Source organism: Glutamicibacter uratoxydans, from assembly GCF_006539925.1.
GTDB classification, from domain to species: Bacteria; Actinomycetota; Actinomycetes; order Actinomycetales; family Micrococcaceae; genus Glutamicibacter; species Glutamicibacter uratoxydans.
In genome coordinates this window covers 86,012-105,739 of the sequence record NZ_BJNY01000006.1, presented here as the reverse complement: position 1 = coordinate 105,739, position 19,728 = coordinate 86,012, and the positions used below count along the sequence as shown (strand labels likewise).

Sequence of the window (19,728 nt, the reverse complement as noted above, 5' to 3'; positions counted from 1 at the left end):
CGCCGCCCATCCGGGCGGCGGCATTTCTTTTATCCTCGCGTTGAGGATCAGGATTCGTGCGGGCCGAAGTCGGCATCGAAGTTTCGGATCCACCGGGATCCGGGCCCTTCGGCCGCCGCTTCATCCTGCGGGTTGAACAGCGAACATTTGGTGGTGGAGAGGCATCCACAGCCGATGCAGCCATCCAGCGAGTCACGCAGGGAATGCAGCTGCGCGATGCGCTGGTCCACCAGCATCTTCCACTTGCTGCTCAGTTCTTCCCAATGCTGCTGGGACGGTGCGCGGTCCTTGGGGAGGTCGGCGAGCGCTTCGGCGATCTGTGTCAGCGTCAGTCCCACGCGCTGGCCGGCTGCGATGATTGCCACCCTGCGCAAAGTATGAAGCGGGTAAATCCGCACGTTGCCGCTGGTGCGGGTAGAAAAGATCAGTTCCCGCGACTCGTAGAAACGAAGGGTTGCCACGGTGACCCCGGCGCGGCGCGCAAGATCTCCAATGCGGATTTGGCTTCTGGGCAAGTGCTGGGCAGAGGACATGCTGCCATTATTTCCGGCTCCCCGCTTGAGCTCAAGCTAACTAGAGCTTGTTGACTGGTTGCTGACACAACGAAAGGACCAGTCATGACAGTCATTTCCACCAGCCCCTGCGATGCGCCACTCTACTTCGCCAAGCCATTAATCCCCGCACTTCCCCTTGCCGCTTCCCTTGTCGATTTGTGGCTGGCTAGCCGGCAGCTGCACGCACTGCGCAGACAGCAGCGGGACTGCGGCTGCGGTTATACCGACAGTGCACCGCCTCACCCACAGGAGCGGCAGTCGCTGATTCTTTCCGGAGGATTCATCCCGCTGGCTCGATAGAAACGCGGGTGATGAACGCCACGGCAGAACCCGGGGAATAATTGACGCCTCAACTTGTTATTACATGCATACGCATATAAATTAGAGAGCAAGCACAGAACGCAAGTTCTCGAAACCACAAGGAGTAGGCATGCAGTTCGGAGTATTCTCAGTCAGCGACATCACCCGCGACCCAACCACCGGCCGCGTACCCACCGAGAAGGAGCGCATCGACGCCGAGGTAGCGATCGCCAAGAAGGTCGAAGAGATCGGCATGGACGTCTTCGCCATCGGCGAGCACCACAACAAGCCGTTCTTCTCCTCCTCGCCGACCACCACCCTGGCCTACATCGCGGCCCAGACCGAGCGCATCATCCTCTCCACCACCACGACGCTGATCACCACGAACGACCCGGTGAAGATCGCCGAAGACTTCGCAATGCTGCAGCACCTGTCCAACGGACGCACCGACCTGGTACTGGGCCGCGGCAACACCGGCCCGGTCTACCCATGGTTCGGCAAGAACATCCAGGACTCAGTGAACCTGACCGTGGAGAACTACAACCTGCTGCGCCGCCTGTGGGATGAAGAGGTAGTGAACTGGGAAGGAAAGTACCGCACCCCGCTGCAGAACTTCACCGCTACCCCGCGCCCGCTGGACGGCGTCGCTCCATTCGTCTGGCACGGATCGATCCGCACCCCGCAGGTAGCAGAGATCGCCGCCTACTACGGCGACGGCTTCTTCGCCAACAACATCTTCTGGCCAAAGGAGCACTACCAGCAGCTGATCGGCCTGTACCGCGAACGCTACGAGCACTACGGCCACGGCCGTGCAGACCAGGCCATTGTGGGCCTGGGCGGACAGTTCTACATGGCCAAGGATTCCCAGCAGGCAGTGAAGGAATTCCGCCCGTACTTCGACAACGCCCCGGTCTACGGCCACGGCCCGTCGCTGGAAGACTTCACCGCTCAGACCCCGCTGACCGTCGGTTCGCCGCAGCAGGTGCTAGAGAAGACCCTGAGCTTCCAGGAGTACTTCGGCGACTACCAGCGCCAACTGTTCCTTGTGGACCACGCAGGCCTGCCGCTGAAGACCGTGCTGAACCAGCTGGACATGTTCGGCGAATACGTGCTGCCTGAGCTGCGCAAGGAAATGGCTTCACGCGCCCCGGCAGACCTGACCCCTGCCCCTACCCACGCAGGCCTGGTCGCTGCTCGCGACGCTAAACTGGAAGCCGAAAAGGCAAACGCACCTAAGGAGCCAGAGGTCAGTGACCGGGACCAGTAAAACAACAGCATCTCTCAAGGTCACTCTCGACTCTTGGGAATCGCTGTTCAGGGCGCAGGTAGCAGTCATGCGCAAGATCTCCGCCATGGAAGAGTTCAACTCGCTGTCCATGCGCGAATATGATGTGCTGTTCAACCTGCGCTTCTGCCCCGGCGGACGCAGCCGGCTGGTAGACCTGAACCAGAATCTGCTGATCTCGCAGCCAAGCCTGAGCCGCATGGTCACACGGCTGGAAGACAAGGGGCTGATTACCCGCGAATCGGACCCTGACGACCACCGGGCGCTGCTGCTCTCGCTGACCGAGAAGGGGCTGGCGCTGCAGCAGGAGATCGGCCGGCAGCATGCAAAGCACCTGCATGAACTGCTGGGCGATGCCATGAGCGAAGAAGAATTTCGCGAAATGCAGCGGCTGACCGGCAAGCTGCGCGAAGCAGTCGCCTAGGAACCACCAATGGCGGCGGAAGGATGATCCTTCCGCCGCCATTGCTGTTTGCCGCTACTTGTAGAAGCCATCCCGAAGGTTGATGCCGTACTCGACCCAGCACTTCATCGCCGCCAGCATGCCGGCCCAGCCCTCGCAGTTGCCGAAGGCCGCTTTAGCTCCGGCGGAGGTGGGCAGCCACGCAGATTCCGAGATTTCCACCCTGGTGCGTGTTCCGTTATCCACGTCTTTGAAGGTGAAGGTCACAGTATTTTGGCCGCTGCTGTTCACGCTGGAGTCGCCGCCCCAAGTAAAGGCCAGCTCTTCATCCTGTATAGCCCGCACCACCTGGACCGGGAACGCTCCGGGGAAGTCATGGAAATCCCACGTGACGGTGCCGCCAGTTTCCATCCGGCCTTGGGCCCCGCCGGTGGTGAAGTATTTGGAGAGCTGTTCGGGATCCGCCACAGCCTCATAAACCTGATGGCGGGGTTTGGAGATATATCCGCCAATGCTGAATGACAACTCGTTGAGTTCTGTTTCTTCGCTCACGTATCGTTTCTACCCCGGCCCAGCTGGGTAGACAAGGAAAACTAGAAGATTGCCAGCCACTGGGCCGCTAGCTGCTGTTATCCTGACGCCACAGTCCAGCAACTGAGAGGAAGGCACGGGCATGGGACGGGTAGTCTGCGATGTCACGATCTCCATGGATGGCTTCGTCGCCGGAGAAGGCCAGAGCTTGGATGAGCCGCTGGGCCGCGGCGGCGAACAGCTTCACCGCTGGCAGTTCGAAGGCCTCGCGCAAAACACCAGCGAACGAGAGGCCATCACCGCCGCTGGGGCGTTCATCATGGGCAGGCACATGTTCGGCCCGCAGCCCGGTGACTACGCAGAGTCCTGGAATGGCTGGTGGGGCCAGGATCCTCCGTACCATGCTCCGGTGTTCGTGCTGACGCATCACGTGCGGGCGCCGCTGCACCTGGACGGCGGGAACGTATTCCACTTCGTCGACCAGGGCATCCATGCCGCGTTGCGGCAGGCTCAAGCCGCAGCAGGATCCCTGGACGTAGCAATTGCCGGAGGCGCGTCAACCATCAACCAGTTCCTGGCAGCGGGCCTCATTGACGAGCTGCGGCTTCATATTGCACCGGTCACCCTCGGCGCCGGTGAACGGCTGTTCCCACAGGTCCCTGCAGTGAAGTTCACACCGGTATCCTCGCGGACCACCGACCTGGTGACGCACGTGGTCTACCGCCGCGCCGAGGACTAGGCTGATCACAGGCCGCTTCGGCCCGCGCTCCTAGCAGCCGAAGGGTGCCGCGTAGCGGTAGTTGCCTGCAGGCAGCTTGTCCTTGTCAAAGACCCGAACCATGAAGTGCTCGTCCCAGCTTGGGTCGCTGGGATGAATGCCATGCCCGGTGGCAGTCTCATAGCCAAAGCGGCGGTAATAGCCGGGAGATCCCAACAGGACGATGCCGCTGAGCCCGAAGTTCTTGGCGTTGTCGTGAATGTGCTGCATGAGAATCGATCCGACCCCGCGGTGCTGGTATTCCGGCGCTACGGCAATGGGGCCCAGACCCAGCAGCGGCTCCTCCCCCACCGTGCCCCAGGTGGCGATCACATGGCCGATGACTGCAGAGTCGTCCCGGGCGATGATGGAAAACCGAGGATCGTACCCCTCGCAGTCGAAAAGCCGCTGCAGCAGGCCGACTTCTTCCGGCTCAACCATTGGGTCCAGTCCAGCGAAGGCAGCATGGGTGACCGCGTAGACGGCGGCTCGGTCATCATAAACTTCCGGACGAATCTGCATGTTGGCTAACCTACCAAATCAGGATTAACATCAAAAATTCAACGGCGACTGGAGTAACGGACGTCAGCGCTCTTCCCCTGCGACTTCTTAGCCCTGCCCAGCTCAGCAGTACACCGGAATCCGTGGCATGGCAGCGCACCCGGCATGACGCCAATTCTCATTTCGCATGACTAAAAGGTTGCCTCAACGGCCGAACAATGGTCCAATGAGGCTTGCGCACCCTGCCCCGATCAAAGGACAACCATGCGTCGACAGCGAAGAGCCCTGTTATCCCTTGCCTTGAGCGGCGCACTTCTGGCGGCCGTTCTTCCGGCCCTTCCGGCCAACGCTTCAATGGATGCCGCTGCCGGCGGCGTGCAGGGCGCCAATATTTCCCATGCCGCTGCCCCGGCGAGTGCGGCGATGCATCGCGACCCACGCCGGGTCGATGTGTTCGTGAACAAGCAGTACCCGTTGAAGCCGCAGAACTACGTACCCTCAACCAAGGCCGTCTCCGGGTCCAGCGTTCGGCTGCAGACCGAGGCGGCTTCGGCCTACAACAAGATGGCCAAAGCGGCTGCGGCGGATGGCGTGCAGATCAAGGCCGTCAGCGGCTACCGCTCCTATGCACGGCAGGTTGAACTGTTCAACTACTACACCAAGCTCTACGGCAAAGAATACGCTTCGAGAATCTCCGCAGTTCCCGGCACCAGCGAACACCAGACCGGTCTGGCCATGGACGTCGGCAACTACAGCGGCGCCTGCGCCCTGGAAGAGTGCTTTGAAGACACTGCCGTGGGCCGCTGGGTGGCCAAGCATGCACAAAAGTACGGCTTCATCCTGCGCTATCCCAAGGGCCAGGAAAAAGTCACCGGCTATGCCTATGAACCGTGGCATTTCCGCTATGTAGGAACATCCTTGGCCAACAGCTATAAGGCCTCCGGAGCCAAAACCCTGGAGCACTACTATGGCGTGGCCGCCGCACAGAAGCAGTACCGCTATGCGCAGTACACCGGCGCCGTCTATGACCAGGCCAGCACGTCCGGCGCAAAGAAAGTGGGCACGATCCGCAAGTACACCAAGGTCGAGTACCGCAAGTGGGATGCAAAGAACCGGCGGGACCAGGTCAAGCTCAACGGACGCTGGGTGTGGACCAGCGCCACCAACTGCACCATGCCCGCAAGCGAGTACCGCTACGCGCAGAAGACTGCCGCCGTTTACGACCGGGCGGACAAGGCAACCGCCAAGCAGGTCGGGACGCTGCACCGCGGAGCGAAGGTCAAGTTCGCCACCTGGAACTCGAAGAACCGCCGCGACGAAATCTGGTACAACGGCCGCTGGGTGTGGAGCGGAAACACCAACCGCACCAAGCCAGCAGCCGAGTACCGCTACGCCCAGAAAACCGGCGCCACCTATGACAGGGCCAGCAAGTCAGGGGGCCAGCGGGTGGGAACGATCACCTGCGGCGAGCGCGTCGTCTACTCGCAGTGGAATGCGAAGAACCGCCGCGACGAGGTGTGGCACAACGGCCGCTGGGTGTGGACCCCGGTGACTAATCGCAGCAAGCCGCGGTGCTGACCGGGTAGTACGAGGCTGGGGTGAGCCGGGCTTCCCAGCCCGGCCTTCTTCCTAGCCCAGCTCTTCGGCGAGCGCCACGATGGCCTTTTCAAAGGCTTCCATCGGCGGATGGGTGATGCCCGCGCCGATCATTCCGATCCCTGGTTCCTTGTGTGCGATCGCCGTGTTGATCAGCGGCAGGATACCGGTCTCCACCACCTTGCGCACGTCGATGCCGGTGGGCAGGCCCAGGAAGCCCAGCGCCGGGATGGTAACGTTCGGGTTGGTGGTCGTGGTGATCTCCAGCATTTCAAGGCTGTAGGCGGTGGCATCTTCCACGGTGCCGCCTACCAGCGAGACAATCGCCGGGGCCGCGGCCATGGCAAAGCCGCCAAAGCCATAGGTTTCGGTGATGGCCGAGTCCCCGATGTCCAGGCCCGAGTCCTCCGGCTTGTAGCCGGCGAACATCGGGCCGATAACCTGCTGAGCAGGGCCGGTGAACCAGCGGTCGGCCGGCTGGCCCGCCACGCGCAGTCCGTGCTCCACGCCGTTGCGGGCCATGGTGATGAGGACGGTCGAGCCCTTCACGTCCAGCGCTGCATCCAGTGATGCCTTGGCGGTGGCCATCCAGGTAGGTCCGGAGAAGTAGTCCGAGGAGGCGATGAAGTCAAAGACTTCCTTCTTCGCTTCGGTGCTGAAGGAGGACTGCAGCAGGCCGGAGGCCAGAGCTTGGAAGAGCAGCAGGGTGCCGGCGCCGTTGCGGTTGTGCGCCTCGTCGCCCATGTGGATGGCTTGGGACAGCAGCAGGCGCAGGTCGATGGGTCCGGTGATTTCCACGGCTTCTGCCAGCATGGGGCCGAAGACGTCGCGCATCCAGACTAGGCGGTCGATGACCGACTGGTCATTGGCGCCCATGCGCAGGATCTTTGCCAGCTGCTCGGAGAGATTCGTGTAGGCGTAGTTGCCGTGGGTTTCGTTCTTCACCACGTGCATGTACATGGATGCGGAGGTCACTCCGGCCATGGAGCCGACGCAGGAGTGCTCGTGGCAGGGCGAGAAGGTGATCTTGCCGCTGGCCGCCACTTCCGCGGCCTCAGCAAGGTCTTTGGCCAGTCCTTCGAAGACGATCGCGCCGGTGACGGCTCCCTTCATGGGGCCGGACATGTCCTCCCAGGCCACCGGTGGGCCTGCATGCAGGATGGTGGTGGGCGTCATTCCCGGGACCACGTCCAGCGCCTTGGCGTAGCCCACGAGCATCGGCTTGGCTTCGGTGATGCGCTTGACCACTTCGGCGTTGGCTGCCTCGATCTTCGCGGCGGTCTGTGGCTGCGCCAGCTTCTCCAGGGCGGCGATGACCTCCGGCTTGCCGCCGCCCGGGGGCGTCCATTGCAGGTGTGCCACGTCAGTGCCCTGAGCGGCGAGGTCGTCGGCGAACATCTGCAGGCCGACATTGATCACCGACAGTTTTGAATTGAACAGCGGGTTGGTCATTTCTCAGTTCTCCTTGGCTGCCAGTGCGCGGATGGTTTGGCCGGTGGCGGTGCTTGAAGCGGTCACGGTGACTCCGGCGTCCAGCAGCTGCTTGATCTGCGCTTGGCGCGAGGGGGCGTCCGCGTCGGTGCCCAACACATAGCCGATGATTTCAAGCTCGCGGCCTTGCGCTGCTGCTGTTTCTTTCGCCTGCTTGATGTAGGGGATGGTGGCTCCCACCGGGTCCTCGTGGGCGCCGTAGCCGAGTACGAAATCCATCACGATGGCCAGCACGCTGGGGTCTTCCGCTTCGGCGGCGACGCGCTGGGCGCGCAGCGACGGATCGATCATCGGGTGCGGTCGGCCGTTGGTGAACTCGTCCTCGCCGAAGTCCAGGAAGCTGTGCTCCCGGGATTGGTCATTGGGGCCCAGCCTGAAGGCGGGGTCCTTGCCCATGTTCGAGTAGACCTGGTGGTCATCGGCCAGCAGCGCATACATCGACTCGTCGGCCAAGGTGCCGCCGCAGAACAACCCGCGAATGTATTGCTGACCTTCCTGGGCGTTGGCGCGGACTGCGGCGATGCGTTCGGCATCGATGTTGGTTTCGGCAGGCGAGCCGCCGTCGAGCAGGGCGACCGCCTGGGCGGCCGCCGAGAAGCTGGAGGCGGCGAAGTGCCCGCCGGCCTTGGCTACCGCTTCCTCGTCGCCGCCGATGAAGTACACCACCACCGGCTTGCCTGCCTTGGCGATCTCTTCAAGCACCTTGGCTTCCGTTTCTGGCGCCGGCGGCTTGGAGACCAAGGTGATGACCTTGGTGTCGGGATCGGCGGCCAGCATGCGGATGCCGTCGATCATCATGATGCCGCCGACCTCGGCAGACAGGTCGCGTCCTCCGGTGCCGATCAGCTGGGAAATTCCGGCGCCCAGGGCGTGGATCTGCACCGAGACTTCCTGGGATCCGGTGCCCGAAGCGGCGACGACGCCGATGTAGCCGGGGCGGACGTTATTGGAGAAGGCAAGGCCGACATTGTTGATGATCGCCGTGCCGCAGTCCGGGCCCATCATTAGCAGCCCCTTGTCGTGGGCGAGCTGCTTCAGCGAAATCTCGTCCTCCACCGAGACATTGTCGGAGAAGAGCATGACGTTCAGTCCGCCGTTCAGCGCTTTGCGGGCTTCGGAGGCGGCGAAGGCGCCGTTGACGGCGATGACCGCAAAATTGGCCTCGGGGATCGCTTCCTTGGCTCCGGCGATGGTCTTGTACACGATGTCGGAGTCGCCGGTGGGAGCCTTGGCGGTGAGCAGCTGCTCGATCTGCCCGATGAACTGACCGCCGTCCAGCCCCGGCGCGGGAACGACAACCATCATCAGATCCCCCGTGCCCGCCGCGCGCAGCTGGTCATCGAGCAGATTCAAGTTGTCCAGCACCGCCTTGTTCATCTCGGTTCCCATGGCGACGAAGGCTTGCTCAATGCCTTCAATGGTGTTCGCCTGCGTGGAAATACGCATGAGCGACACCGAGTCGAAGTAGGTGTTCTTCTTTACCACTGCTGTGATAGACACAAATATCCTCGCAGTTCTTGTTCCATTTCTAGTCCTGCCAGAAGGCCTGTCAGGATGTCGCTTCCAGAGCTGTGCCCTATCCCCAGGGCCGCGTTAATCCAAAAGTCCGTTTCGTTCTCCGCACCGCTGGAAACCAGCGCATTGGCTACGCGGACAAGGGTGGTGCTGAAGTCAGCGTTCAGCGCCGCTGTCAGCATGGCCCTGCTGACGCTGGTGGTCTTGGCCGGGTGGCGCCTCAGGTAGCCGCGCAATTGGTCGACCATAAAGTGCATCGAGGAGTCTGAATGGCTGGCTACCAGCAGGATGCCGGTGAGAAAGTCATCCAGGCTCGGCGTGCTTCCCGGACCCAGGCCAATCGCGGCGTCAAAAGCCTGCTGCAGCCGGGCTGAGTCCCGGTTTATGACAGCCAGGTGCAGCGCATCGGCCGCTTGGTACATGCTGCGGGCGAAGTGCGCGGCGATGCTGGTGTCGCCGGGGCTGGGCTTCGCAGCCCCGCCCAGGGGACGCTGCTCAAGAGCGCGGCACAGCACGCTGGCCGCGCGTTCCAGCACCTCTGAGCTGGCCTGAGCCACGGCCGGGATCCGCCTTGGCCGCCTGCGGGCGGCGCTCCAGTCAAGCATCGGCAGCTGTTCACCCAAGGTTTGCCCCCGCGTCATATTCAGGTACTGACCGGGGTGAATCGGCCAAGTAGTGAAATCATGGACGTCAAGTCTTGCAGTTCGGGGCGCATCATCCAGCGCGCGGGCTGCAAACGTGAACAGCTCGCCTTGTTCGTCTTGAAGGTTAATTGCACGGTGGTAGATCGAATCAACAACTAGCCGCCGGGGCTTGTGTGCATCATCCAGCCAGACTCCGTCTGCGCTCACAACGCGGATCGCACCAGCGTCCTTCTGCGTCATACGAGTCCTCTCCCAGGCGGTCGTCCGATCCGGCGGGGCAGGTTCACCCCAACAGTTAAACGGTATACCATCATGGTCTCATCCGAAATGGCCGAGATCTCAAAGGAGTATTCATGCGCATTGTGATCGCCCTGGGAGGCAACGCATTAGCCCGTCGCGGCGAACCCATGACCGCTGACAAGCTTCGAGCCAATGTCCGCTCCACCTGCCAGTCGCTGGCCAAGCTGGCTGGCGAGCACGAGCTGGTCATTACCCATGGCAACGGGCCCCAGGTAGGATTGCTCGCCCTGCAGAACCTTGCCTACAAGGAAGTTCCCGCCTACCCGCTGGATGTCCTGGGTGCCGAAAGCCAGGGCATGATCGGCTACGTGGTGCAGCAGGAGCTGTCCAATGCGCTGCAGTCCCAGCGCGAGGTCGTCGCGCTGCTGACCACAGCAGTCGTCGACGCCAACGACCCCGCCTTCGAGCATCCAACCAAGTTCGTCGGCCCGACCTACACCGAAGAAGAAGCCGACGCAGTCGCCGCGGAGCACGACTGGATTATTGCCCGCGACGGCAAGGCCTTCCGCCGGGTCGTCCCCTCGCCCCAGCCGCTGCGCATTGCCCAGGCCCCGGTGGTTTCGCTGCTGCTGGAACATGGCAAGGTGGTTGTCTGCGCCGGCGGCGGCGGGGTTCCGGTGCGGGCCGCTGCGGCCGGAGGCTTTGAGGGCGTGCAGGCGGTGGTCGACAAGGACCTTGCCAGCGCGGTGCTTTCCGCCGAGCTGCAAGCAGACCTCATGATCATCCTGACCGACGGCGACTACGCTGCCAAGGACTGGGGCATGGACACCGAGCGCTCAATCTTCGCCGCCACCCCGGAGGAAATCTCCAAGCTCCGCTTCCAGGAAGGCTCCATGAAGCCAAAGGTGAATGCGGGAATCCGCTTTGCCCAAGCTGGTGGCCGGGTGCTCATCGGGCCGCTGGGCCACATCGAGGACCTGCTGGCCCGGAAGGTCGGCACCGAAATTTCGAATAACGTGCCCGGCGGCATCATCTGGGTGGACGAGCTCGCCGAGAAAGCCGCCGCACACTAACCCTTTCGGCTCCCGCACGCGCCCGGAACGATCGAGATCCTGCACTGTGCAGGCATTCAACCATATGGTTGATCCCTTGCAACTGTGCAAGGTTTAGGCTCGGTAGCAACGGGCGCCGCACAGCCTTTCGCACCGGCGCCCACCGATAGGCAGAGGGTAACGGCAGTGAAGAACGACAAGTTGCAGAGCAGCATGAAAGATCCTCAGGATCCAGCGGTCCCGCACCGCTGGGCGGCGCTGGGAATCCTGGCCGCCGGCCTAGGCCTGGTGGTTCTCGACGGGACAATCGTCGGCGTCTCCCTGCCGACAATCATCGCCGACATCCACCTTGACTTGGGCGACGCGCAGTGGGTCAACAGCCTCTACGCCGTGGTGCTTGCAGCACTGCTGCTTTCGGCAGGCAACTTGGCCGACCGCTGGGGGCGCAAGAAGCTGTTTGCCGCTGGCTTGGTGATCTTCATGGCGGGCTCCCTGTTGGCCGCCAATGCGGACGCCGCCGGGCCGCTGATTGCCGCCCGCGCCCTCCAGGCGGTGGGAGCGGCCAGCATTATGCCTTCCACCCTGTCCACGGTGAATTCCATGTTCCAGGGCAAGGAGCGCGCCGCGGCCTTCGGTATCTGGGGCGCCGTGATTTCAGGCGCCGCGGCGATCGGGCCGCTGGCCGGCGGCCTGCTGACCGAATACGCCTCCTGGCATTGGATCTTCCTGGTGAACCTGCCGCTGGGCGCCGTCCTGCTGGTCCTCGGGCTCATGTTCATTCCGGAAACCAAGGGAAAGGTCAACGGAAAGGGCGTGGACGTGGACGGCGCGCTGCTCAGCTCGCTGGGCATGGGCGCCCTGGTCTTCGCGATCATCGAAGGACCCGACGCTGGCTGGATTACTCCCAGCAAGGAGCTAAAGATCGGCTCCTTCATCTGGCCGGCCGATGCTCCCGTCTCCCTGGTGTCCGTAGCCCTGCTGGCCTCCGCGGCCGCCCTGACGCTGTTCATCTTCTGGGAGCGGCACCGGGCCCGCAATGGGCGCTCGGCCCTGCTGGAGCTGCGCCTCTTTGAGCACAAGACCTTTTCCTGGGGCAACCTGACAGCCGCCAGCGTTGCCATCGGCGAGTTCGCGCTGCTGTTCGTGCTGCCGCTGTTTCTTGTCAACGCGCTGGGCCTGAGCGTGCTCCAGGCTGGCTTCATCCTGGCGGCCATGGCGCTGGGCGCCTTCGTCTCCGGCGCCGCGGCACGTCATCTTGCCGCAGTACTCTCCCCCGCCGGCACCGTGCTGCTGGGTTTGGGCATGGAGACCGCCGGCGTTCTGGTGCTGGCGCTGCTGCTCAGCTCGAATGTTTCGGTGTGGATCATTGCCGCCACGTTGGTCTTCTATGGGCTGGGGCTCGGCCTTGCCTCCGCACAGCTGACCAGCACCGTACTCGCAGAGGTGCCGGTGCAGATCTCCGGCCAGGGTTCTGCCACGCAGAGCACCGTGCGACAGATCGGCTCCGCCCTGGGCACCGCCATCGCCGGTGCAGTGCTCTCAGCCGCCCTAGCGGTCACCCTTCCCGCCCGGCTTGATGGATCCTCGGTCCCGACGGCCCAGGCTTCCCAACTCGCCGAAGCCACGAGGCAGAGCGCCGGCACCACCATTTCACAACTGCGCCTCCAGCCTCCTGCTGGATTCGACCCGGCCTCGGCCATTGATGCGCTGTCTTCCGGGTTTGCCGACGCCACCCGCTTGTCCATGCTCGCCGCCGCACTGTTCCTGCTGTTCGGTGCCGCCGGCGCCTGGCGGCTGCTGAGCGCACAGCGCTCCACCGCGCACCCGGCAGTCAAGGGGTGAACACCGAGACTGCACTTACTTTCTTTCGCTCAGCCCGGCGCCCTGCAGGTAGGTGCCGATGATCTTCTCGAACTCCATGTCCAAGTTCACCGGCGCCAGCTCCTCTGCCATCACGGCAGCCAGCGCCGGGTAGGCGTCAGTGGGCAGGACCTGTGCCATGTACGCTGCCCGAGCCGATGCATCAACTGGCGAGTGGTTGGCACCGGGATGAAGAGGCAGCTCGTTTTGCACGAAGGCTGACGTCACCGCGGTGAGCATGGCCGCGGTGCGCAGCTTGGCCGAAGATTCAAGGCTAGTTTCCTGCAAGATGGACAACGCGAAGTCCAAATACGCCAGGGAATTCGGTCCCATGGATGGCTGGGAAAGAAACAGCGGCGCCGACCACAGGTGCCTTCTCATGATCTGCCGCCCCTGCCGCGCGAGATCCAGCAGTGCGCGTTGCGGAGCTTCTCCCTCGGCGCCATTGGCAGGATCCAGCACATATTCACCGCTGATCTCATCGAGCATGAGCTCGATCAGCTCATCATGCGATTTCACGTAGCGGTACAGGGAAGCGGCTCCCGCGCCAATGGCTGCTGCAACTTTCCGAATGGAGACCGCTTCGATTCCCTGGTCATCGGCAATCTTCACGGCTGCCTGCACGATCGACGCCCGCGAATGCTCCGGCTTTCGCCCTGCCGAGCCCTGCTCCGCGCGAAGCCAGATATCGATTGGGTCCTTCGAGCTCATCGCCATTCCTGTCCTGCCGCCTGGGAACTTGTCACCTCACAGGCTACAGTTTATCGTTAATTGCGAACAGTGTTCGCAATTAGATGGATTGAGGCTGGAAGATGCGCGTGCTCATGATTGCCCCCGGTACACGGGGCGATGTCGTTCCCATGGCAGGGCTTGGCAGCAGGCTGATTCCCTTGGGCTTCGACCTGGCCATCTCGGCCAACCCCGCCTATGCGCAGGTGATCACCGATGCCGGATGCGAATTCCGCGAGCTGCCAGGAGATATGAGCGAGCTGGTCACTCCCGCTGCGCCCGGCCAGAAGACCACCGGGTCCGTGCTGCGGAACTACTTCGAGCAGCTGGGCCAGTACATGGAGCTGGCGGCGCATGGAACACTCACCGCCGCGCAGGCAGGGGCCGATGTCATCCTCGCGAACTCGGTAGCGCCCTATGCCTATGACGTCGGCGAAGCCCTAGTCATCCCGGTGATCGGCGCGCACCTGCAGCCCACCGAACCAAGTTCGGCCTACCCTCCGGTGGTGCTGGGCAGCGCACGCAGCCTGGGCGCAGTCGGCAACAAGCTGCTCGGCAGGCTGATTTCAGCCGGCAAGGCACCCTATGACGCCCCGGCTGCCAAGCTGCGCCATGAGCTGGGTCTGCCGCCGCTGACCCGCGCCAAAGCCGAGAGCCGTCGGCGCAGGATTCAGCAGCCGATCCTTCACGGCTTCAGCGAACACATTGTGCCCAGGCCCGCCGATTGGCACGAGGGGCTGAGCATCGACGGCTACTGGTGGCCGGCTGCCGCCGAAGGCTTCCAGCCAAGCGACCAGCTGGCGCAGTTTTTGGCCGACGGTCCGCCGCCGGTGTTCATCGGGTTCGGCAGCACCGAAGCCATGGACGCCCAATTCATGCTCGACACCGCCCGCAAGGCAGGGGTCCGAGCGGTACTCCAGGGCATGGAAGGCATTGATGAACCGGATGCCATCAGCATCGGCGCGGTACCCCATGAATGGCTCTTCCCGCGCATGGCGGCGGTTGTCCACCATTCAGGGGCCGGCACCGCCGCCGCCGGGCTTCGGGCGGGAGTTCCCACCGTCTCGGTGCCGATCTTCACCGACCAACCCTTCTGGGCCCAGCGCGTCCACCAACTCGGTGCAGGTCCAGCACCTGTCCCCTACAAAAAGCTGAACAGCGACTTACTGGCGGCAGCCATCAGCCAAGCGGTCAGCGATCCTGCATATGCTCGGAACGCACAGCAGATCTCACGCCTGCTTGCCGGCGAGGATTCGGTGGCTCCGGTGGCCGCCGCCCTGCGCGGCATCGCCGGCTGAAACGGCGTATTACCCCAACAAGCGCGAGAGCACAGCGATCACGGTGCTGGCCACCTGGCTGATCTCGTTTTCCTTCATGCCGCGGCCGAAGGAGAAGCGCACAGCTGTATGCGCCAGCTCCGCCTCATAGCCCATGGCGGTGAGCACCGGCGAGGGGTCGGTGGATCCTGCGGCGCAGGCGGAGCCCGAAGAGCAGAGTACTCCCTTGCGTTCAAGCTCGATGAGCACGGTCTCCCCTGCGGTCTTCGGGAAGACGAAGGAAACGATGCCTCCAATGCGCTGTTCGCGGTCGCCGGTCAGTTGCACGCAGCCGGGGAACTTGGCCTCCAGCTGGTTGGTGATCCGTTCGATCAGGTAGCCGGAGAAGCTGTTGCCCAACCCCTGTTCGCGCTGTGCAGCGCAGAGCTTGAGCGCGGCGGCGATCCCCACCGCGGCCGCCGGGTTTTCGGTGCCCGAGCGCATGCCGTCCTGCTGTCCGCCGCCGTGCAGCAGCGGGATGAAGCGGTGCTTGAATGACAGGTACAGCGCACCGCTGCCCTTGAGCCCGCCGATCTTGTGCCCAGAAATGCTCAGGGCATCCACCACCTGGGCCAGCGGAGCCAGATCCAGCCAGCCCGCGGCCTGCACCGCATCGGTGTGCATGAGCGCCCCGGCGGCATGGGCCAGTTCTGCAATCTGCGCTACCGGCTGGATCGTGCCGACCTCGTTGTTCACCGCCATGACGGAGACCACTGCCACCGACTCGTCGATCAGCTGCTTAGCCGCGTCGACATCCACGAGGCCCTGGCGGTTCACCGGAATGATGCGCACTTCGAAGCCGTGGAAGTCCGCCAGGTACCTGCAGGCTTCAAGCACCGCCGGGTGCTCGATGGCGCTGGCCACCACCACCTTGCCGCGGGGATTGCCCAGGGCGCCGCCGATGACCGCGGTGTTGGCCCCCTCGGTGCCGCCAGAGGTGAAGTAGATTTCCTCCGGCGCTACCCCCAGATGCGCGGCCGTCTGGGCGCGGGCCCAGTCGGAGGCGCGCTTGGCCTGGTGTCCTGCCTCATGATGAGAGGCGGGGTTGCCGAAGTCGCGGGTGAGCAGCGGGCTGATCATGTCCAGCACTTCTTGGCGCGGCGGCGCGGTAGCCGCGGCATCCATGTAGATCATGCAACAACCATATCTAGTCCCAGGTCGATTGCCTGTACCGAGTGGGTGATCGCGCCGGAGGAGATAACATCCACTCCCGCCTCTGCTACGGCACGCACGGTCGAGGCGTTGATATTGCCGCTGGCCTCTACGATGGCACGTCCCGCGATCAGCTCGATGGCTGCAGGGATGTCGGCCGGGTCGAAGTTGTCCAGCATGATCACATCCACGCCCGCCTCCAGCACCGCCGGCAGCTGCTCGATGGAGTCCACCTCCACCTCCATGGCGGTGGTGTGCCCCAGCCGGGAGCGCACATCCTTCAGCGCTGCGGTGAGCGCCGGTCCGTCGCCAAACAGTGCCAGGTGGTTGTCCTTGGCCATGAAGGCCTCGGAGAGGTTGTCGCGGTGGTTCACTCCCCCGCCGCAGCGCACCGCATAGCGTTCAAGCACGCGAAGCCCCGGGGTGGTTTTGCGGGTGTCGACGATGCGCGCCTTGGTGTGCGCCACCTCGTCCACCAGCACCCGTGTGGCGGTGGCGATGGCGCTCATGCGCTGCAGCAGGTTCAGCCCCACCCGCTCTGCGGTCAGGATGCTGGCCACCGGGCCGGTCACGGTCAGCAGGGTGTCCCCTGCCTCGAAGCGCTCCCCTTCGGCCACCAGCTGCGCCACCTGGATTTCAGGATTGACCTTCTCCATGGTGCGGGCGAAGACCACGCCGCCCGAAAGCACGCCTGGCTGGCGGGCTTTCACCGCGCAGGTGGCAATGGCGCCGGCCGGAACAATGGTGTCTGCGGTGATGTCTCCGCGCGGATTGTCCTCTGCCAGTGCGAAGTCCAGGATCCGGTCGATTGCCGCCAGCGGGACGCCGTGGATGGTGCGGGTGGTAGTGGTGGTGCTCATGCGTTCAGTTCCTTGCTCATAATGGTTGGCTGCAGCCGCTCTGCTTCCGGCAGCTGCCAGCCGAAGCGTGTGCCCGGCGCCGGTTTTCCGGTCGAGTCCAACCGGTGGTGGGCGCCGAGGCTTGCTGTGCGGTGCAGCGCCGCCTGGGTGATGAAGCGGGCGGCGGTCCACAGGTTGCCCAGTTCGTGCTGGGCCCGCTGGGTGGAAGCCACCGGTGCGCTGCGGGCCAGCAGCTGTGCGAAGTCCTCCAGGCCCGCGCCCGTGCGGTAGACGCCGATGGCCTTGCTGGCCTCCTGCTGCAGGTCCGCCAGCTCCAGCGGCGCCTGGGCGTCGGCGTCAGGCAGCTGGTCCACGCGCAGGCCTGCGGTGTCAGCCCGGGCCTCCGCATCGTCGTTTAGCGCCGCCTGCACCGCGCTGCGCGCAAAGACCATGGCTTCCAGCAGCGAGTTGCTGGCCAGCCGATTGGCCCCGTGCACCGTGGTGTTGGCGCATTCCCCGGCGGCGTAAAGCCCAGCCACGCTGGTGCGGCCCTGCGCGTCGGTGTAGACCCCGCCCATGTAATAGTGCTGCGCCGGCACCATGGGGATCAGGTCCGCAGCCATGTCCAGCCCGGATTCAGCAAGCTTCACAGTGATGGAGGGGAAGCGCCGGGCCAGGAATCCGGCTCCGCGCTGTGCTTCGACGCCGCGGGCGTCAAGGTAGACGCTGCGCCCTGCCAGCAGCTGCTGGTGGATGCCGCGGGCCACGACATCGCGCGGCGCCAGCTCGGCATCCGAGTGGATCTCCTGCATGAATCGCTGCCCGTCCCCGGTGACCAGCACCGCGCCTTCCCCGCGCACCGCCTCGGAGACCATGCCGGCAGAAGGGAAGCGCGCCGGGTCCACCAACGTGGGGTGGAACTGCACGAACTCGGCGTCTGCGATGACTGCTCCGGCCCGCGCCGCAAGCCCCAGCCCGTCGGCGGTGGCTCCGGCAGGATTGGTAGTGGCCGCAAAGACCTGCCCGATGCCGCCGGTTGCCAGCAGCACCGCCTCGGCAGGCATGAAGCGCTGCTCCCCCGCCTGCAGGTAGTGCACGCCGTCCACCCGCCCGCGCGGATCCAGCTGCAGGTCCACCGCTTGGGCTTGTTCAACCACGGTGACCTCGCCGCGGGCCTGCAGCACCCGCACCGAGCTGCGCAGCGCGTCCACCAGCCCTGCACCGGTGGCATCGCCGTTGATATGCAGAATGCGGTGGGCGCTGTGGGCTGCCTCCAGCCCCAGCTGGAACTCGCCTGACTCTGTGCGGTCAAACCCGGCGGCATGCGCCTCAAGCAGGTCCACCAGCTCCTGGGCGCTGGCGCACATGAACTGCACCGGACCCAGCCCGCAGTGCCCCGCCCCGGCGGCCAGGGTGTCAGCCACATGGGCCGCCACCGAGTCCCCGGCGGCGATGGACTGCGCCGTCACTGCGGACAGACCGCCCTGGGCCAGCTCGCTGTTCGAGTCCCCCAAGCCATCCTTGGTCAGCAGCACCGGATGCGCCCCGGCGGCCGCGGCCTGCACCGCTGCCATCAGCCCGGCGACCCCGGAGCCGACGATCGCAAGCTCGGTCATGGCCGCGCCGCCAGCATGCGCTCAAGGGCGATCTTGGCGTCTCCCTGCTGGTCCTTGGGCACGGTAATCTGGTTGACGGTGCGCCCTGCCACCAGCTCTTCGAGCACCCAGGCCAGGTAGCCCGGGTGGATGCGGTACATCGTCGAGCATGGGCAGATCACCGGGTCCAGGCAGAAGATGGTGTGCTGCGGGTACTGGGCCGCGAGCCGGTTGACCATGTTGATCTCGGTGCCCACAGCGAAGGTGGTCGGCTCGGTGGCCGCGTCAATCGCGGCGCGAATGTACTCGGTGGAGCCTGCCTCGTCGGCCGCGTCCACCACCTCCATCGGGCACTCTGGGTGCACGATCACGCGCACGCCCGGGAAGGTCTCGCGGGCCTTGGCGATCTGCGCCGGGGTGAAGCGCTTATGCACCGAGCAGAACCCGTGCCACAAGATCACCTTGGCATCCTGCAGCACCTGGGCCTCATTGCCGCCTAGTTCCTTGCGCGGGCTCCACAGCGGCATCTGCTCCAGACCGATACCCATGGCCTTGGCGGTGTTGCGGCCCAAGTGCTGGTCCGGGAAGAACAACACGCGCCGGCCGCGCTCAAAGGCCCATTCCAGCACCGTGGCGGCATTGGAGCTGGTGCACACCAGTCCCCCGTTGCGGCCGACGAATGCCTTCAGCTCCGCCGAGGAGTTCATGTAGGTCACCGGGATCACCGGCGCCTTGCCGTCAGAAGAGTCCTCGTCCTTGTAGAGCTCCATCAGCTCATCCCAGCAGCGCTGCACGCTCGGCCCGTCGGCCATGTCCGCCATGGAGCAGCCGGCGGCAAGGTTCGGCAAGATGACCTGCTGGTGGTCGCCGGAGAGGATGTCGGCGGTCTCCGCCATGAAGTGCACGCCGCAGAAGACGATGGCCTCCGCCTTGTCCCGGGTCAGCGCCGCGTTGGCCAGCTGGAAGGAGTCGCCGATGTAATCCGCGTACTTCACGATCTCATCGCGCTGGTAGTGGTGGCCCAGGATGACCACGCGCTCGCCCAGAGTTTCCCGGGCGGCGGCGATGCGCTGATCCAGCTCCTCGTCGCTGGCCTGCAGGTAGCTTTCAGGGATGGTTGCCTGCACCGGGTAGTCGGCAGGAATCTCGTCATCCTGCGAAGCGCCCGGGCCGTAGCCCCCGGGAGTGTCCCACGGGCTGGAGTTCAGGTCTTTGGAACATGAAGACTCGGTGGCCAGCAGGTTCAGCCGGGTGATGTTCTGCGCCACCGAAGCGCTGGAATCCAAGAGAAACGCGTCGGTGAAGGTGGTTTCGGTGCTCATGTCAGGGCCCCTTTCAGGGGTGGGAATTTCTGCGTGTGTAAGAGTG

At 64.3% G+C, this 19,728-nt stretch carries 19 protein-coding genes; 8 read left to right on the top strand and 11 right to left on the bottom strand.

Translation table 11 applies throughout. From position 1 onward, the window contains the following. Window positions 1-47: 47 nt before the first annotated feature. The gene (soxR, locus tag AUR04nite_RS06180) at window positions 48-533 is read right to left on the bottom strand and encodes a redox-sensitive transcriptional activator SoxR (protein ID WP_141363045.1); all 486 of its coding nucleotides are present in this window, start codon (window positions 531-533) and stop codon (window positions 48-50) included. An 84-nt stretch (window positions 534-617) separates the two neighbouring features. Here soxR and AUR04nite_RS06175 point away from each other — a divergent pair, with 84 nt between their 5' ends. The 3 genes from AUR04nite_RS06175 (at window position 618) to AUR04nite_RS06165 (ending at window position 2,563) form a co-directional block, all read left to right on the top strand. Further along, window positions 618-854 (top strand): hypothetical protein, encoded by a 237-nt coding sequence (locus tag AUR04nite_RS06175; RefSeq protein WP_141363043.1) that lies wholly within the window; start codon window positions 618-620, stop codon window positions 852-854. 130 nt (window positions 855-984) lie between these two features. After that, a complete protein-coding gene (locus AUR04nite_RS06170; protein ID WP_141363041.1) occupies window positions 985-2,121 on the top strand; it encodes an LLM class flavin-dependent oxidoreductase in 1,137 nt (378 codons plus the stop codon). Continuing rightward, the gene (locus tag AUR04nite_RS06165) at window positions 2,105-2,563 is read left to right on the top strand and encodes a MarR family winged helix-turn-helix transcriptional regulator (protein ID WP_246055405.1); all 459 of its coding nucleotides are present in this window, start codon (window positions 2,105-2,107) and stop codon (window positions 2,561-2,563) included. Before AUR04nite_RS06170 ends, AUR04nite_RS06165 begins: the two co-directional genes overlap by 17 nt. 54 nt (window positions 2,564-2,617) lie before the next feature. On the opposite strand, the gene AUR04nite_RS06160 is transcribed toward AUR04nite_RS06165, so the two are convergent. Then, window positions 2,618-3,094, bottom strand: coding sequence for an SRPBCC domain-containing protein (locus AUR04nite_RS06160; RefSeq protein ID WP_141363039.1), 477 nt, complete (start codon window positions 3,092-3,094; stop codon window positions 2,618-2,620). 121 nt (window positions 3,095-3,215) lie between these two features. Here AUR04nite_RS06160 and AUR04nite_RS06155 point away from each other — a divergent pair, with 121 nt between their 5' ends. Further along, window positions 3,216-3,812 carry a dihydrofolate reductase family protein gene (locus AUR04nite_RS06155; protein WP_141363037.1) on the top strand — a complete coding sequence of 199 codons (597 nt, stop codon included), beginning with the start codon at window positions 3,216-3,218 and terminating at the stop codon, window positions 3,810-3,812. 30 nt (window positions 3,813-3,842) lie between these two features. On the opposite strand, the gene AUR04nite_RS06150 is transcribed toward AUR04nite_RS06155, so the two are convergent. Further along, a complete protein-coding gene (locus tag AUR04nite_RS06150; protein ID WP_141363035.1) occupies window positions 3,843-4,352 on the bottom strand; it encodes a GNAT family N-acetyltransferase in 510 nt (169 codons plus the stop codon). 279 nt (window positions 4,353-4,631) lie between these two features. Here AUR04nite_RS06150 and AUR04nite_RS06145 point away from each other — a divergent pair, with 279 nt between their 5' ends. Beyond that, the gene (locus AUR04nite_RS06145; RefSeq protein WP_170184111.1) at window positions 4,632-5,909 is read left to right on the top strand and encodes a M15 family metallopeptidase; all 1,278 of its coding nucleotides are present in this window, start codon (window positions 4,632-4,634) and stop codon (window positions 5,907-5,909) included. 51 nt (window positions 5,910-5,960) lie between these two features. Here AUR04nite_RS06145 and AUR04nite_RS06140 read toward each other — a convergent pair whose 3' ends face one another. Genes AUR04nite_RS06140 through AUR04nite_RS06130 form a run of 3 tightly spaced genes read right to left on the bottom strand, consistent with a single transcriptional unit; the run spans window position 5,961 to window position 9,817 of the window. After that, window positions 5,961-7,379, bottom strand: coding sequence for a YlbE family protein (locus tag AUR04nite_RS06140; RefSeq protein WP_141363031.1), 1,419 nt, complete (start codon window positions 7,377-7,379; stop codon window positions 5,961-5,963). Window positions 7,380-7,382: 3 nt separating this feature from the next. Next, a complete protein-coding gene (gene fdrA / locus AUR04nite_RS06135; RefSeq protein ID WP_141363029.1) occupies window positions 7,383-8,918 on the bottom strand; it encodes an acyl-CoA synthetase FdrA in 1,536 nt (511 codons plus the stop codon). After that, window positions 8,897-9,817 (bottom strand): DUF2877 domain-containing protein, encoded by a 921-nt coding sequence (locus AUR04nite_RS06130; protein ID WP_141363027.1) that lies wholly within the window; start codon window positions 9,815-9,817, stop codon window positions 8,897-8,899. The genes fdrA and AUR04nite_RS06130 overlap by 22 nt, the downstream gene beginning before the upstream one ends. Before the next feature lie 113 nt (window positions 9,818-9,930). On the opposite strand from AUR04nite_RS06130, the gene arcC reads away from it, so the two are divergent. Next, window positions 9,931-10,890 carry a carbamate kinase gene (gene arcC, locus AUR04nite_RS06125; RefSeq protein ID WP_141363025.1) on the top strand — a complete coding sequence of 320 codons (960 nt, stop codon included), beginning with the start codon at window positions 9,931-9,933 and terminating at the stop codon, window positions 10,888-10,890. 192 nt (window positions 10,891-11,082) lie between these two features. Next, a complete protein-coding gene (locus AUR04nite_RS06120) occupies window positions 11,083-12,711 on the top strand; it encodes an MFS transporter (RefSeq protein WP_141363023.1) in 1,629 nt (542 codons plus the stop codon). 15 nt (window positions 12,712-12,726) lie between these two features. On the opposite strand, the gene AUR04nite_RS06115 is transcribed toward AUR04nite_RS06120, so the two are convergent. Further along, on the bottom strand, window positions 12,727-13,440 hold the full coding sequence (locus AUR04nite_RS06115) for a TetR/AcrR family transcriptional regulator (protein WP_170184110.1): 714 nt from the start codon (window positions 13,438-13,440) through the stop codon (window positions 12,727-12,729). A 101-nt stretch (window positions 13,441-13,541) separates the two neighbouring features. On the opposite strand from AUR04nite_RS06115, the gene AUR04nite_RS06110 reads away from it, so the two are divergent. Then, window positions 13,542-14,756 (top strand): glycosyltransferase, encoded by a 1,215-nt coding sequence (locus AUR04nite_RS06110; RefSeq protein WP_141363018.1) that lies wholly within the window; start codon window positions 13,542-13,544, stop codon window positions 14,754-14,756. 9 nt (window positions 14,757-14,765) lie between these two features. On the opposite strand, the gene AUR04nite_RS06105 is transcribed toward AUR04nite_RS06110, so the two are convergent. From AUR04nite_RS06105 to nadA, 4 genes are read right to left on the bottom strand one after another with little or no spacing between them, the layout of a single operon-like run. Beyond that, on the bottom strand, window positions 14,766-15,908 hold the full coding sequence (locus AUR04nite_RS06105; RefSeq protein ID WP_141363016.1) for a cysteine desulfurase family protein: 1,143 nt from the start codon (window positions 15,906-15,908) through the stop codon (window positions 14,766-14,768). Further along, window positions 15,905-16,786 carry a carboxylating nicotinate-nucleotide diphosphorylase gene (nadC, locus tag AUR04nite_RS06100; protein WP_141363014.1) on the bottom strand — a complete coding sequence of 294 codons (882 nt, stop codon included), beginning with the start codon at window positions 16,784-16,786 and terminating at the stop codon, window positions 15,905-15,907. The genes AUR04nite_RS06105 and nadC overlap by 4 nt, the downstream gene beginning before the upstream one ends. After that, the gene (locus AUR04nite_RS06095; protein ID WP_141363012.1) at window positions 16,783-18,381 is read right to left on the bottom strand and encodes an L-aspartate oxidase; all 1,599 of its coding nucleotides are present in this window, start codon (window positions 18,379-18,381) and stop codon (window positions 16,783-16,785) included. The genes nadC and AUR04nite_RS06095 overlap by 4 nt, the downstream gene beginning before the upstream one ends. After that, on the bottom strand, window positions 18,378-19,646 hold the full coding sequence (nadA, locus tag AUR04nite_RS06090) for a quinolinate synthase NadA (protein WP_407646665.1): 1,269 nt from the start codon (window positions 19,644-19,646) through the stop codon (window positions 18,378-18,380). Before nadA ends, AUR04nite_RS06095 begins: the two co-directional genes overlap by 4 nt. Between the last annotated feature and the right edge of the window lie 82 nt (window positions 19,647-19,728).